Consider the following 13297-nt stretch of genomic DNA (forward strand, 5'->3'; position numbering starts at 1 on the left):
GCCCTTTTTTCATTTATTTCCAGCCTTCCAGCCGCAATTGATGCGATCGGCCAATCCACACCGCGGAATCGCGATGATCGCGCAATTCGTCCTCGGTATTCGGATGCATGAAAACATCGAACGCGCCGTGATTCAAGGTGAGCCATTCGAAAATCGGCACGAGATCTTCGCGACCGAAGCCGAGTTGAAACGACCACATCGGGTGCGGTCCAACCGGACGTTCATGAAAGCGTCCCAAGATAAGCTTGCCGGTTTCAAGTTCCGCCGCAAAGTGCGTCGAGATGAGTTCCCGGATTGCCCAGGCCGCGTCGCGGCTCGCGGCATCGAAATAAATATGCGCGTGCCAGCCTTTGATTGCGGATGTGTTGATTGCATGCATTGTTTCGGTCGCGCGCGGCAATATTGAGATGTCGTTCATTCTAGCGAAACGCCAATCGCCACGACATTTCATGCCTTAAAGGCAGCAACGCATGTGTTGCCGCGAACGACGGCGATGCTAGACTACTGTACATGCATACAGCCTCCGACTCGGCCGCCAATCCGGCGTGCGGCGATCCTGCTTACACCGTCGCTGTGCGCGCGCTTTGCGAATTCACGGCGAAACAGGGCGATCTCGATTTGCGCTTCACGCCAGCGCCAAGCGCGCAGGAAGGCATTGCCGGACATGTGACGGTCGCAAGCCGGCGGCCAGCTGGTTATCTCAAGGAAATCTCGCTCGCCGAAGACTTCGGTCCGTTGCGCGTGCGCGGCCGCGCGGATGGTTTCGATCCGGTGCGCAATCGGCTGGAAGAAGTCAAAACGTATCGCGGCAAGCTGGAATCGATGCCGCAGAATCATCGGCATCTGCATTGGGTACAGGCGCGCGTGTATGCGCATCTCATGTGCAAGAAGCTCGGTCTCGATGAGATCGAAGTCGCGCTCGTTTATTTCGATATCGTGGAACAGACTGAAAGCGTGCTCGTGGAGACGCAAACCGCGCTGGCGCTAAAGGCGCATTTCGAGGACCAATGCACGCGGTTCATCGCGTGGGCCGAACAGGAGATGCGGCACCGTGCGGCGCGCGAGGCGTCGCTTACCGCGCTGGTGTTTCCGCACACGGCGTTTCGGCCTGGGCAGCGGGCCCTTGCCGAGGCGGTCTATCGCGCGGCCGCATCGAGCCGATGTTTGCTTGCACAGGCGCCGACGGGTATTGGCAAGACGGTCGGCACGTTGTTTCCGCTGCTCAAGGCTTGGCCGAAGCAGCAGTTGGACAAGATCTACTTTCTCACGGCAAAAAGCGCGGGGCGGCAGCTTGCGCTCGATGCGCTCGGAACGATTGTCGGGGCGGCGGAAAAAACAGCGGCGCCAGCGGACGCGGCAACGGCAAAAGCCAAAGCGACCGCCACGCCCTTTCCCTTACGCGTAATCGAACTCGTCGCCCGCGACAAAGCCTGCGAATATCCCGACCGCGCGTGTCACGGCGATTCATGTCCGCTCGCGCGCGGCTTCTACGACCGCCTTCCCGCCGCGCGCGCCGATGCCCTCGCGCGTGCACGCCTGGACCGCGCGTCGACAGCCGAAGTCGCGCGACACCACGAAGTCTGTCCGTACTATCTGAGCCAGGAGCTCTCGCGCTGGGCCGATGTCATCGTCGGTGACTACAACTATTACTTCGACACCAACGCAATGCTTTTCGCCCTAGCTGAAACGAACCGCTGGCGCGTGTCGGTCCTTGTGGATGAAGCGCACAACCTGATCGATCGGGCGCGCGGCATGTATTCCGCATCGCTCGATCGCGCCTCGTTCGATGCAATGCGCCGCGCCGCGCCGCCGCTTCTGAAAAAAACGCTTGCGCGCGTCGCCCGAGCCTTCAGCGACACGAGCCGCGAACAGGAAACCGCGGGCATCGACTACGCACCGCTCGCCGAACCGCCCGCCCAGTTGCTGACCGCGCTCGGCCAGGCGGTTTCGCTGATGACGGAAATGCTCGGCGAGCAAGCCGACCTCTTCTCGCCCGACACCATGCGCTTTTATTTCGATGCCGTGCACTTCACGCGCATCGCGGAGCGCTTCGGTTCGCATTCGATCTTCGATATCTCGCTTGCTGGCCACGTGTCGGCGAAGAAGCGCAATGTCGTGCTGTGCCTGCGCAACGTGATTCCCGCGCCGCATCTCGCCGGGCGTTTCGCGAGCGCCCACAGCGTCGCGTTGTTTTCCGCGACGCTCACGCCCACGCACTTCTACGCCGACACGCTCGGCTTGCCGGAAACGAGCGCGTTCATCGACGTGGAGTCGCCGTTCTCAGCGGATCAACTCGATGTGCGCGCCATCGCCGATGTCTCGACGCGCTATCGCGACCGCCTGCAATCCGTTGCGCGCATCGCCGACATGATCGCGGCGCAGTACGGTCGCGCGGAAGGCAACTATCTGAGCTTTTTCAGCAGCTTCGAATATCTGGCGCAAGTCGCGGCGGAATTCGCGGTACGTCATCCCGGAATTCCGAGTTGGCAGCAGTCACGCGCGATGAGCGAAGCCGCGCAGCACGACTTTCTCGCGCGCTTCGTTCCGGATGGACGCGGCGTCGGTTTCGCGGTGCTGGGCGGCGCATTTGGCGAGGCGATCGATCTGCCGGGCACGCGGCTCATTGGCGCCTTCGTCGCGACGCTCGGTCTGCCGCAACTCAATCCTGTCAATGAGCAGATGAAAGTGCGGATGCAGGACGCTTTCGGCGCCGGCTATGACTACGCTTATCTTTTTCCGGGCTTGCAGAAGGTCGTGCAGGCGGCCGGACGCGTAATTCGCGGGCCGCAAGACCGTGGCGTGCTCTACCTGATCGACGACCGCTTTGCGCGCTCGGAAGTGCGGCGTCTGTTGCCGGCGTGGTGGCGGGTCAATGTCATGCGTGAGCGGGACCTGCCGGCGCTTTTGTCGTCGGCTTGATGGGGCGTTAAGGCGGACGTTCATTCAAGTCGCTCCGTGCTCCGGTTTCGTTCGCGCAGCACGCGAGCCAGCATGACGCGCTTCCATTGCCGGTAGCCACGCCACCCTAACTTTGCCTGCTCCGAGCGCGGGCACTGGGTTTGCTCCAGACAACCTGCCCAGAGGCAACTAAAAGCGACCCGAAGGCACCCCTAAGGCGCAACAGACGCCCCAAAGGTTTCGCCCCGTCCCCACAGGAGAAACGATATGACCGCCGCGCAAGCACCGCATCCGCAAGACGCACTTGCCATTCTCGAAGCCGACCATCGCGCTGTCGAGCAACTATTCGACGCCTTCGAACGCGCCGAAAAAGACGATCTCGAACGCAAGACCACACTGGTTCAGCGCGCGTGCGAGTTGTTGTCGATCCATTCGATCGTCGAGGAAGAGTTGCTTTATCCCGCCGCCCGCACCGCACTCGGCACGGACGAGAAAATCGATGTCGACGAAGCCTACGTCGAACACTTTCTGGTCAAGACGCTGATCGAAAAGTTTTCGCAGATCAAGGCCGGCGACGAAGGTTTCGACGCGACCTTCAAGGTACTGTCGGAGAACGTCAAGCATCACGTGGAAGAAGAAGAAACCGAGCTGTTTCCGGAAATCCGCAAGACGAAGAGTGTCGATCTCATCGCGCTCGGCAAGAAGATCGAAGCGCGTAAGGAAGCCTTGCAGAACCGCATAACCGAAGTCGCGACCGCGCATTGAATTGCGCAGCAATTCCCGGAGTGCGTGAGCGCGGTTCAGGACGCACACTGTGCGGCAAACACGCCAATCCGGAGAACTGCAGATGAAGGTGCTTGAGAGAGACATCGGCGCGCGCGTCGATGCACTCGACTGGACGGATATCGAGCATCAACTCGATTCCCAAGGCTCGGCCATTGCGCCGGGCCTTTTTTCGCGTGAGGAGTGCGCGACGCTCGCCGCGCTGTACGACGACGACGCAATCTTTCGCAGCCGTATCGTGATGGAACGTTACTCGTTCGGGCGCGGCGAGTACAAATACTTCGCGTATCCATTGCCCGAGACGCTGCAAACGGTGCGCAGCACGGTGTATCCGCATCTCGCGCCCATTGCGAATAAATGGCACGAGGTAATGGGGATCGAAACGCGGTTTCCACCGGTGCATGGAGAGTTCATCGAGCGTTGTCATTACGCCGGACAGACGCGGCCGACGCCGCTTCTCCTGCGCTACGTTCCCGGCGACTACAACTGTCTGCATCAGGATCTGTACGGCGAACACGTTTTTCCGATCCAGATGGCAGTTCTGCTTTCTGCGCCCGAACAAGATTTCACCGGCGGCGAATTCGTGATGACGGAACAGCGTCCGCGCATGCAATCGCGCGCCGAAGTCGTACCGCTCGCGCAAGGCGACGCGGCGTTCTTCGCTGTACACCAGCGGCCGGTGCAGGGATCGCGCGGGCCGTATCGCGTGAACATGCGGCATGGCGTGAGCCGCCTACGCTCCGGGCGGCGCCACATGCTAGGCGTGATCTTTCACGACGCAAGCTAGATCGCGGAAGACGCGCTTATTCGTTCTCGTCGAAGTAATGTCCGAAGCGCGCCTGCTTCGTCTTGATGTAGCGTTCGTTTTCCTCGCGCATGGGGATGGCGAGCGCGACGCGTTCCTTCACGGGGATGTCGTGCCTGAGCAGCGTGTCGAACTTCGACGGATTGTTGCTCATCAGGCGCACCGATTTGACGTCCATCGAGCGCAGGATGGCGGCGGCGGAATCGTACTCGCGGGCGTCGTCGGGCAGGCCGAGATGCAGGTTGGCATCGACCGTATCGAGACCCTGCTCCTGCAACGCGTAAGCGCGAATCTTGTTGGCGAGCCCAATACCGCGTCCCTCGTGTCCGCGCAAGTACAGCAGAATTCCGCGATTCTCGGCGGCGATATAGCGCAGCGCGAGATCGAGCTGCTCGCCGCAATCGCACCGATACGAGCCGAAGACGTCGCCCGTCACGCATTCGGAATGCAGGCGCGTAAGCACGGATTCGCCGTTGCTCACGTCGCCCATGACGAAAGCGATGTGCTCGACATCCGTTTCCTTCACGCGATACACATACGACGCGAACGTGCCGTAGCGTGTCGGAATGGTGGCCGTGGCGGCCAGTTCGACGTCGTCGCATTCGGGGCATTCGCCAAAGCCGGGGCGAGGTTTCAACTGGCCAAACGCGGGAGATGCGGTTTTCATAGGGCAATCTGCAAGTCTTGATGCGGGCGTTCGCGCTGTCGGAGTCGAGCGCGGGAGCCCGGCACGTCATGTTAAAGCGCATCGTGAAAGTTTGCAGATTGTCGCATGGCTCGCGTATTCGGCCGTTAGCGTGGATTGTCGAAGTCTCCCGGGCTTTCATCTGTCGCGCGCCACTCGGGTTTGCGCAGCGGGCTGGCTTCGTGCAGCGCGTGGCGAACGCCCTCCGCGTCGAGGTCCGCCGTGTAGACGGGCGTGGCGGGTTGCTGACGCCAGGAATCGTCGATGTCACCGGCATCGACGGGATCGAAGCCGATTTCATCGACCAGTTGCATGACGACTTTCTTCGCCTTGTGGTCGTCGCCCGCCACGGGCAGCGCAATGCGACCCGCCGTTCCCGCCGGCTTGCCGTGGTTGCGCAGATGCGCCGCGTAGATATTGTTGAACGCCTTGATGACCGGCCGGCCGATCTTCTCTTCCACCCAGCGGCTTTCCGGCAGACCGTTTTCGATTCCGTCGATTCGACCGTCGCGCTGCCGCGGATAGTAATTGCCGGTATCTATCACGATGAGACTCGCCGGTGCTCCCGCGAACAAATCCTTCGGAAGAAGCGGCACCTTCGACTCTGGAATGGTCACGACGACGAGATCCGCGCCCTGCACGGCCTCGCGCGCCTCGACGGCTTGCGCGCCAGTTGCGCGTTCGACTTCGCCGAGCGTGTCCGGCCCGCGCGAATTGGCGATGCGCACCTCGTGGCCGCGTTCGCCGAAGCGCAACGCCAGAACTTGCCCGATATTTCCCGCTCCAACGATGCCGATTTTCATGGTGCCTCCTGGGTTCGTGATCGATCTCGGCGGCATCGCAAACCCCGCACCCGATGCGACGAATCGACGTGATAGTCCAGATCAATTACAATGATAAAATCAATCCACTTCCAAGGTTTGATAGTTTTAGTTCATACTTCGTTCACTTCTTCAACACACACTTAAAGGGAACCGATCAATGCCGATCATCAACACCCAAGTCAACCCGTTCAAAGCAACCGCCTATCACAAGGGTGATTTCGTCACCGTTACCGAAGAAAGCCTGAAGGGCAAGTGGTCCGTGTTCGTGTTCTACCCGGCCGACTTCACCTTCGTGTGTCCGACGGAACTCGGCGATCTGGCTGACCGCTACGAAGAATTCAAGAAGCTGGGCGTTGAAATCTACAGCGTTTCGACCGACACGCACTTCACGCACAAGGCATGGCACGACACGTCGGACACGATCCAAAAGATCAAGTATCCGATGATTGCCGATCCGACGCTCGCCATCTCGCGCAACTTCGACGTGCTGATCGAAGAAGAAGGCCTGGCGCTGCGTGGCACGTTCGTGGTCAACCCGGAAGGCGAGATCAAGCTGTGCGAAGTGCACGACAACGGCATCGGCCGTGACGCCGGCGAACTGCTGCGCAAGGTGCAAGCCGCGCAATACGTCGCATCGCATCCGGGCGAAGTTTGCCCCGCCAAGTGGACGCCGGGCGCTGAAACGCTGAGCCCGTCGCTCGACCTCATCGGCAAGATCTGAGTCTCGGGTTCTCCAGAGACTGACGAGGCGCGCGGCAGGCCCGCTGCGCGCCTTGCACCCCCAGTTTGTACCCACGCATTCCGTTTCGGCGCCGCTTTATGGCGGCGCTTGGACGGAGTGCGTCCAAAGATTCCAAAAACTCTCGTCAGGGAACGACACACGCCATGCTGGACGCCAATCTCAAGACTCAGTTGAAAGCCTATCTGGAAAAAGTCACGCGGCCCATCGAGCTCGTCGCCTTTCTCGACGACAGCGACAAATCGCGTGAGCTGAAAGGCCTGCTCGACGAAATCGCTACGCTGTCCCCGCGGATCAGCGTCGTCGAGAAAGAGGACGTTGCGGCACGCCGTCCGTCGTTCACCATCGGCGAGCCGGGCAAGGCGGCGGGCATTCACTTCGCCGGCATCCCGATGGGTCACGAATTCACGTCGCTCGTGCTGGCGCTGCTGCAAACCGGCGGCCATCCGATCAAACTCGACGACGAAACCATCGAGCAGATTCGCGCGCTCGACGGCGATTACCGGTTCGAAACGTATTTCTCGCTGTCGTGCCAGAACTGCCCGGAAGTCGTGCAGGCGCTGAACGTGATGGCGATCATCAATCCGCATATCAAGCACGTGGCGATCGACGGCGCGCTGTTCCAGAAGGAAGTCGAAGACCGGCAGATCATGGCCGTGCCGACGATGTTCCTGAACGGCGACAGCTTCGGCCAGGGCCGCAGCAGCGTGAAGGAAATTCTCGCCAAGCTGGATACGGGCTCAGCCGCGCGTGCCGCGAAGCAACTGGAAACCAAGCCGGTATTCGACGTGCTGATCGTCGGCGGCGGTCCTGCAGGCGCGGCAGCGGCGATCTACGCGGCGCGCAAGGGCATTGCGACCGGCGTGGTCGCCGAGCGCTTCGGCGGCCAGGTGCTGGACACGATGGCTATCGAAAACTTCATCTCCGTGCAGGAAACGGAAGGACCGAAGTTCGCGACGGCGCTCGAACAGCACGTCAAGAGCTACGAAGTCGACGTGATGGACGTGCAGCGCGCCGACAAGCTGATCCCGGGCCGCATCAACGAAGTGCATCTGGCAAGCGGCGCGGTCCTGAAGGCAAAGACCATCATTCTGGCGACGGGCGCACGCTGGCGCGAAATCAACGTGCCGGGCGAGCGTGAATATCGCGGACGCGGCGTGGCCTACTGCCCGCACTGCGACGGCCCGCTCTTCAAGGGCAAGCGCGTGGCGGTCATCGGCGGCGGCAATTCCGGCGTCGAAGCGGCCATCGACCTCGCGGGTGTCGTTGCGGCGGTGACGCTGATCGAATTCGGCAACGAGTTGCGCGCCGATGCCGTGTTGCAAAAGAAGCTGCGCAGCCTGTCGAACGTGACCATCGTCACGAGCGCGCAGACCACGGAAATCACCGGCGACGGCAAGAAGGTCGACGGCCTGAACTACACGGACCGGGCGACGGGTGTCTCGCACCGCGTGGAACTCGAAGGCGTGTTCGTGCAGATCGGTCTCGTGCCGAACACCGAATGGCTGAAGGGCACGATCGAGCTGTCGAAGCATGGCGAGATCATCGTCGATGCGAAGGGCGCGACGTCGATCCCCGGTGTATTCGCTGCCGGCGACGTGACGACGGTGCCGTTCAAGCAGATCGTGATCGCGGTCGGCGAAGGTGCGAAGGCATCGCTTGGCGCGTTCGATCATCTGATTCGCGCGTCGGTCGAGGAAGAAGAGACGGTGGCCGCGTAAAAGCTTGCCTTGCGGCGAAGGGGAAAGGCGAACGGGCGCTGCTCGTTCGCCTTTTTTTGTATTGCGCTTGCGGTGGAATTGGCGCTTGAAGCGCGCGTCAATTCGGCTCGCTTTTCCAGCGCGCTGCCGAAATAGACGGCTGTGGCAATGAGTGGGCGAAGTTGGCGATGACGCTGATGAGCAAAACCCGCTCACGCCGAAAACACCGCCCCACCCTCAGCTTGCCGACTTAGCTTTCGGCTCGAGCACCAGCGGAAAGATCACTTCGAACACGCTTCCATGTCCTTTCACCGACTGGAAACGCAACTCGCCCTCGAGCGCACGCGACAGCTCCTTTACAATGGCAAGCCCAAGCCCCGTGCCGGGAATATCGTCCTCGGCCGCGCGCTCGAATTCCTCGAACACGCGCTCCTGATCCGCCGTACCGATGCCCGAACCTGTGTCCGTCACGCGCAAGCGCCAGCGGTCGTCCGCCACGGCGTCGATCGTCAACACGATTTCGCCCGCCGACGTGTATTTAATCGCGTTCGAGAGCAAGTTGATCGCGACCTGCTTCACCTTCAGCCGGTTCGATGTCACCGTGCCGAGCGTCGGTTCCAGATGCCCGACGAGCTTCAGGCCCTTTGCTTCGGTGCCGACGCGGTTTAACTGCATTAGTTCGTCGAAGAGACCGACGAGATCGAACGCTTCGACTGTCAACAGCGAATCGTCGCCGAGGACCTTCGAATATTCGACCATTTCATCGACTAGACTCGCCATGTCGGACACTTGCCGGTTGGCGAGCCCAAGCGCCGTCTCGCGTTTCGCGGGCGAGCGGCCGAGCAGTTGCAGCGCCGTCGAGAATACGTTGAGGAAATTGCGCAGATCGTGCGCGACGCGGCGCGTCACCTGCATGCGCGTTTCGTAAAGTTCGCTGATTAGCTTCTGACGCAGCGTGAGCTCGTAATTCGCGCGCTCCAGCATGCCGGTGTATTCGTCGATCTTGCGATCGCGCTCGCCCACCGCTTCACGAATCGAGGCCAGCGTGACGAAGCTCACCACTTCATCGGTCATGAGCCGCGCGTGTTCTTCGTCCGTGCGCGAGAGATCCGTGTGCGCGGCGGCGTAATCGCCAATCGCCTGAAGCAGAATCTGGCGGAACAGGTCGAGCTCTCGCACCAGTTCGTCGATGCGATACCCCTGCTGCCAACGCCATTGCCCGTGCTGCCGCGCGTTTTGTTCGATGACGCCTTCCTGATCGCGCAAATTACGCGATTCCAGCACGACGCAGATTTCCTCGAAGACTTCCGGCAAGTGGTCCGCCAGTTGCCGGTACGTGAGCTGGTCCGAGTGTTCGACTTCCTGATCCCCGAACACGAGCTTCATCCATTTTTCAGTCAGCGCGGTCCGCTGCTCGCGCAACGAAGCCACGAGACCGTCCAAGCCGTTGGCTGCCGTTTCGGCCATCTGCGATTCCTCGATTGCAACGCCCAGTTGCCGCTCGTGCGGCGCGTGGTGCTCGTATGGAAGTGCTGGTAAGGAAGTGCTGGGGTGAAACCGCCGTGGAGCGCGAAGCTCGAAGGCCGCGATGCCACGCCAGTATAGGCCCAGCTTCAGGCAAAAAGTTCGAGTACCCGACTATCGTAAACGGGCAAAATTGCTAACGCATTCGCTAATTGACAAGGTGGACGGGCGCGACGCACGCCTCAATGCGGGCGACCTTTTTCACGCAGCATCTGCACGAACTGGCGCGCGGCCGGCGACAGCGCGCCTCCCTTTCTCGTCACGATGCCATACGTCTGCGACTTCGATTTCATGCGGATCGGCAAGATGCGCAACATGCCGTAGCGCTCGAAAAGTTTCGCGACGCTCGCCGGCAATATCGCCACCATATCCGCGCTCTGCTGCAACAGCGTGACCGTCACGAGCGGCGACGCGGTGGAGATGGGGTTCGCCGGCATCGGCAAGCCGGCGAGGTCGAGTTCGCGTTCGAGCAGCGCGCTCATCGGCAGGTAACTCGGGTACGTCACCCAGCGATGACCCGCCAGTTCCGCGAGCCCGACTTCGCGTCCCGCCGCGCGCGGATGGTCCTGTCCCACGACAATGGCAAGCGGTTCGTCGGCGAGCGGCTGATAGTGGTACTTTGTCGGCTGGTCCGACACGCTTGCACGACCGATCACGAGATCGACATGGCCGTCGTCCAGCATGCCGAGCATGCGCGCGCTGGTGTCCTCGACAATTTCGATGGCAAGGTCCGGATGCTTCGCGTGCATCTCGCCGACGATCGGCGCGACCACGCCCGGCACCGCGCCCATGATCGTGCCGACCGTCAGCCGCCCGCCCGTGCCCGCGCGTATCTGCGCGACTTCCTGGCAGAGCGCGCTCAGATCGGCGGCCAACAGTCGCGCATAGCGCACCACGGCGCGGCCGAACGGGTTGGGAATCACCCCGCTCTTGGCGCGCTCGAACAAGGGCGCTTCCAGCATCGATTCGAGTTCAGCGAGCGCCTTGGAAGCGGCGGACTGGGTCATCGCCATGGCGCTCGATGCTTTATGCAGCGATTTATGGTCGTCGAGCGCGATCAGCAACTGCAATTGCTTCATGCGCAGCCGCGACATCAGGACATCCAGGGTGTTTTTCATGCGACAAACGATGCGGAAGAAAAAGGCGGGGTGATTCCAGAAAGCGATCACTCGATGGAAAGGATTCACTATACAGCGGCGCCTCTCGCGCCGTATAGTCGGCGCAGCGCGACGCTCGCATCCGCCGCAGTCGCTCCGACTCACTCAAGTCAAGGACGAGACACCATGCAACTCACAGGCAATCTGCTCATCGGCCAGCAATCCATTTTCGGCAGCAACGGCTCGATCAAGGCCGTCAACGCGTCGACGGGCGCGGCCATCGAACCGGCATTCGGAGGCGCCACGCTCGCCGATCTCGACCGCGCAGCCGCCCTCGCCTGGGCCGCGTTCGACGTTTATCGCGAAACCGCGCCCGAAGCGCGCGCGAAATTCCTCGAAACCATCGCGCAAAATATCCTCGACATTGGCGACGATCTGGTCGAACGCTGCATCATCGAAAGCGGATTGCCGCGCGGACGGATCGAGGGCGAACGCGGCCGCACGGTCGGTCAACTGCGTATGTTCGCGGAAGTGGTGCGTAACGGCGACTATCTCGGCGTGCGCATCGACCCGGCGCAACCCGAACGCAAGCCGCTGCCGCGCGTGGATCTGCGTCTGCGTCACATCGGCGTCGGCCCGGTCGCCGTGTTCGGCGCGAGCAACTTCCCGCTGGCGTTCTCGGTCGCGGGCGGCGATACGGCTTCCGCGCTCGCCGCGGGCTGCCCGGTGATCGTCAAGGCGCACTCGGCGCATCCAGGCACGGCGGAACTCGTCGGCCGCGCGGTGCAAAAGGCCGTGAAGGACTGCGGCATGCCCGAAGGCACGTTCTCGCTGCTGTTCGACAGCGGTCGTGACATCGGCCAGGGCCTCGTCAAGGACAACCGCATCAAGGCAGCAGGCTTCACGGGCTCGCGCGGAGGCGGTACGGCGCTGATGAAGCTCGCCGCCGAGCGTAAGGAACCCATTCCCGTCTATGCGGAAATGAGCAGCATCAACCCGGTCGTGTTGTTCCCGGCCGCGCTCAAGAACCGTGGCGAAGCCATCGCGAAGGCATTCGTGCAATCGCTCGTGCTCGGCGCGGGCCAGTTCTGCACGAACCCCGGCCTGATCCTCGCCGTCGATAGTCCTGACCTGGACAAGTTCATCGCGGCGGCATCGGCGGCGCTGACGGAGACGGCTGCGCAGACCATGCTCACGCCGGGCATCCACAAGGCGTACGAAGGCGCGATCGATAAGGCTTCGAGCCAGGCGGACGTGAAGACGCTCGCGCGCGGCGTCGAAGCGAAGAGCGACAATCAAGGCCAGTCGGCGCTGTTCTCGACCACGGCTGCGAACTTCCTCAAGAACCACGCGCTGCAGGAAGAGATTTTCGGCGCGTCGTCGCTGGTGGTGCGCTGCCCGGATCAGAAGACGATGCTGGACCTGATCGAATCGCTCGAAGGCCAGTTGACGTCGGCGCTGCATATCGACGAAGCCGATTACGCCGAAGCGCGCGATTTCCTCCCGGCGCTCGAACGCCGCACGGGCCGCATTCTGGTGAACGGTTTTGGCACGGGCGTCGAAGTGGGCCACGCGATGGTTCACGGCGGCCCGTATCCGTCCACGGCGGATGGCCGTTCGACCTCGGTCGGCAGCCTCGCGATCAACCGCTTCCTGCGTCCGGTGAGCTATCAGGACCTGCCGGATGCGCTTCTGCCCGACGCGCTGAAGACCGAGAATCCGCTGGGTCTGAATCGCCGCATCGACGGCAAGTTGCAACTGGCTGAATAAGCCGGTCGCATAAGCTGCAAATCGAGGCCGCGGCGCTGAACTTCCGGGTTCGCGTCGCGGCCTTCCGCTTATCGCGAATTGCTTCGGATGGCTAAATTGTCCGCACTTTCGCCACGCACGGCGCAAACGTTCGCGCCGGCGCGCGAGGCAGTTCGTATCCGCCATGCAACGTGCGAACGGGTTTCATTTCGCGCCCTAACCGCTTTTGCATCAGTGGGTTATCGCGCGGTCGTTCGCCCTTGTCGGTTATTGGCTAAGGATTGGCGTCACGAAACCGCCGCCGCGCGCCCAGAATGTCAAAAACATTGTGAGAGAGCGATGCGTGGCGCTTGGCCGCGAAGCCCTGAAACGGCGACGCGGGCGCACCAGTCCCGGCCGCGTTTTCGTATCGACACGAGGGCCAGCGCCATCAAAAGGCGCGGTTACGAGGCGCGCTGGGAGCACGGAGTTTCGCGTGCCGCCGGCGCGATGA

General features: G+C 61.9%; 11 protein-coding genes. 6 read left to right on the forward strand and 5 right to left on the reverse strand.

The features are described from left to right. Window positions 1-13 precede the first annotated feature (13 nt). The gene (locus NCT04_RS19470) at window positions 14-379 is read right to left on the reverse strand and encodes a DOPA 4,5-dioxygenase family protein (RefSeq protein WP_250467314.1); all 366 of its coding nucleotides are present in this window, start codon (window positions 377-379) and stop codon (window positions 14-16) included. Window positions 380-510: 131 nt separating this feature from the next. Between NCT04_RS19470 and NCT04_RS19475 the strand changes: the two genes are divergently transcribed. The 3 genes from NCT04_RS19475 (at window position 511) to NCT04_RS19485 (ending at window position 4468) form a co-directional block, all read left to right on the forward strand. Then, window positions 511-2919, forward strand: a complete 2409-nt coding sequence (locus NCT04_RS19475) for an ATP-dependent DNA helicase (protein ID WP_250467315.1) — start codon at window positions 511-513, stop codon at window positions 2917-2919. A 246-nt stretch (window positions 2920-3165) separates the two neighbouring features. Then, a complete protein-coding gene (locus NCT04_RS19480; RefSeq protein WP_244829429.1) occupies window positions 3166-3663 on the forward strand; it encodes a hemerythrin domain-containing protein in 498 nt (165 codons plus the stop codon). An 82-nt stretch (window positions 3664-3745) separates the two neighbouring features. Then, window positions 3746-4468 (forward strand): 2OG-Fe(II) oxygenase, encoded by a 723-nt coding sequence (locus tag NCT04_RS19485; protein ID WP_250467316.1) that lies wholly within the window; start codon window positions 3746-3748, stop codon window positions 4466-4468. Window positions 4469-4484: 16 nt separating this feature from the next. Here the strand turns inward: NCT04_RS19485 and ribA are convergent, their stop codons facing one another. Both ribA and NCT04_RS19495 read right to left on the reverse strand, forming a co-directional pair. After that, window positions 4485-5153 carry a GTP cyclohydrolase II gene (gene ribA / locus NCT04_RS19490; RefSeq protein ID WP_250467317.1) on the reverse strand — a complete coding sequence of 223 codons (669 nt, stop codon included), beginning with the start codon at window positions 5151-5153 and terminating at the stop codon, window positions 4485-4487. Between the two features lie 125 nt (window positions 5154-5278). Further along, the gene (locus NCT04_RS19495) at window positions 5279-5974 is read right to left on the reverse strand and encodes an NADPH-dependent F420 reductase (protein ID WP_250467318.1); all 696 of its coding nucleotides are present in this window, start codon (window positions 5972-5974) and stop codon (window positions 5279-5281) included. A gap of 178 nt (window positions 5975-6152) precedes the next feature. On the opposite strand from NCT04_RS19495, the gene ahpC reads away from it, so the two are divergent. Then, entirely contained in the window at window positions 6153-6716 is a 564-nt protein-coding gene (gene ahpC, locus NCT04_RS19500) for an alkyl hydroperoxide reductase subunit C (RefSeq protein ID WP_250467319.1), read from the forward strand. A gap of 164 nt (window positions 6717-6880) precedes the next feature. Further along, complete coding sequence (gene ahpF / locus NCT04_RS19505; RefSeq protein ID WP_250467320.1) at window positions 6881-8455, forward strand: alkyl hydroperoxide reductase subunit F; 1575 nt, start codon at window positions 6881-6883, stop codon at window positions 8453-8455. Between the two features lie 216 nt (window positions 8456-8671). Here the strand turns inward: ahpF and NCT04_RS19510 are convergent, their stop codons facing one another. After that, window positions 8672-9901 carry a sensor histidine kinase gene (locus NCT04_RS19510; protein ID WP_250467321.1) on the reverse strand — a complete coding sequence of 410 codons (1230 nt, stop codon included), beginning with the start codon at window positions 9899-9901 and terminating at the stop codon, window positions 8672-8674. 239 nt (window positions 9902-10140) lie between these two features. Then, window positions 10141-11076, reverse strand: coding sequence for a LysR family transcriptional regulator (locus NCT04_RS19515; protein WP_244829422.1), 936 nt, complete (start codon window positions 11074-11076; stop codon window positions 10141-10143). Window positions 11077-11241: 165 nt separating this feature from the next. Between NCT04_RS19515 and NCT04_RS19520 the strand changes: the two genes are divergently transcribed. Continuing rightward, window positions 11242-12825 carry an aldehyde dehydrogenase (NADP(+)) gene (locus NCT04_RS19520; RefSeq protein ID WP_244829421.1) on the forward strand — a complete coding sequence of 528 codons (1584 nt, stop codon included), beginning with the start codon at window positions 11242-11244 and terminating at the stop codon, window positions 12823-12825. Window positions 12826-13297 lie beyond the last annotated feature (472 nt).

Source organism: Caballeronia sp. GAFFF2 (assembly GCF_023631485.1).
Classification (GTDB): domain Bacteria; phylum Pseudomonadota; class Gammaproteobacteria; order Burkholderiales; family Burkholderiaceae; genus Caballeronia.

Excerpts from the sequence above, each read along its gene's own strand:
- NCT04_RS19480 (WP_244829429.1), top strand. The coding sequence starts at position 3,166 with ATGACCGCCGCGCAAGCACCGCATCCGCAAGACGCACTTGCCATTCTC.
- NCT04_RS19475 (WP_250467315.1), top strand. The coding sequence starts at position 511 with ATGCATACAGCCTCCGACTCGGCCGCCAATCCGGCGTGCGGCGATCCT.
- ahpF (WP_250467320.1), top strand. The coding sequence starts at position 6,881 with ATGCTGGACGCCAATCTCAAGACTCAGTTGAAAGCCTATCTGGAAAAA.
- NCT04_RS19515 (WP_244829422.1), bottom strand. The coding sequence starts at position 11,076 with ATGAAAAACACCCTGGATGTCCTGATGTCGCGGCTGCGCATGAAGCAA.
- NCT04_RS19510 (WP_250467321.1), bottom strand. The coding sequence starts at position 9,901 with ATGGCCGAAACGGCAGCCAACGGCTTGGACGGTCTCGTGGCTTCGTTG.
- NCT04_RS19495 (WP_250467318.1), bottom strand. The coding sequence starts at position 5,974 with ATGAAAATCGGCATCGTTGGAGCGGGAAATATCGGGCAAGTTCTGGCG.
- ribA (WP_250467317.1), bottom strand. The coding sequence starts at position 5,153 with ATGAAAACCGCATCTCCCGCGTTTGGCCAGTTGAAACCTCGCCCCGGC.
- NCT04_RS19470 (WP_250467314.1), bottom strand. The coding sequence starts at position 379 with ATGCATGCAATCAACACATCCGCAATCAAAGGCTGGCACGCGCATATT.
- ahpC (WP_250467319.1), top strand. The coding sequence starts at position 6,153 with ATGCCGATCATCAACACCCAAGTCAACCCGTTCAAAGCAACCGCCTAT.
- NCT04_RS19485 (WP_250467316.1), top strand. The coding sequence starts at position 3,746 with ATGAAGGTGCTTGAGAGAGACATCGGCGCGCGCGTCGATGCACTCGAC.
- NCT04_RS19520 (WP_244829421.1), top strand. The coding sequence starts at position 11,242 with ATGCAACTCACAGGCAATCTGCTCATCGGCCAGCAATCCATTTTCGGC.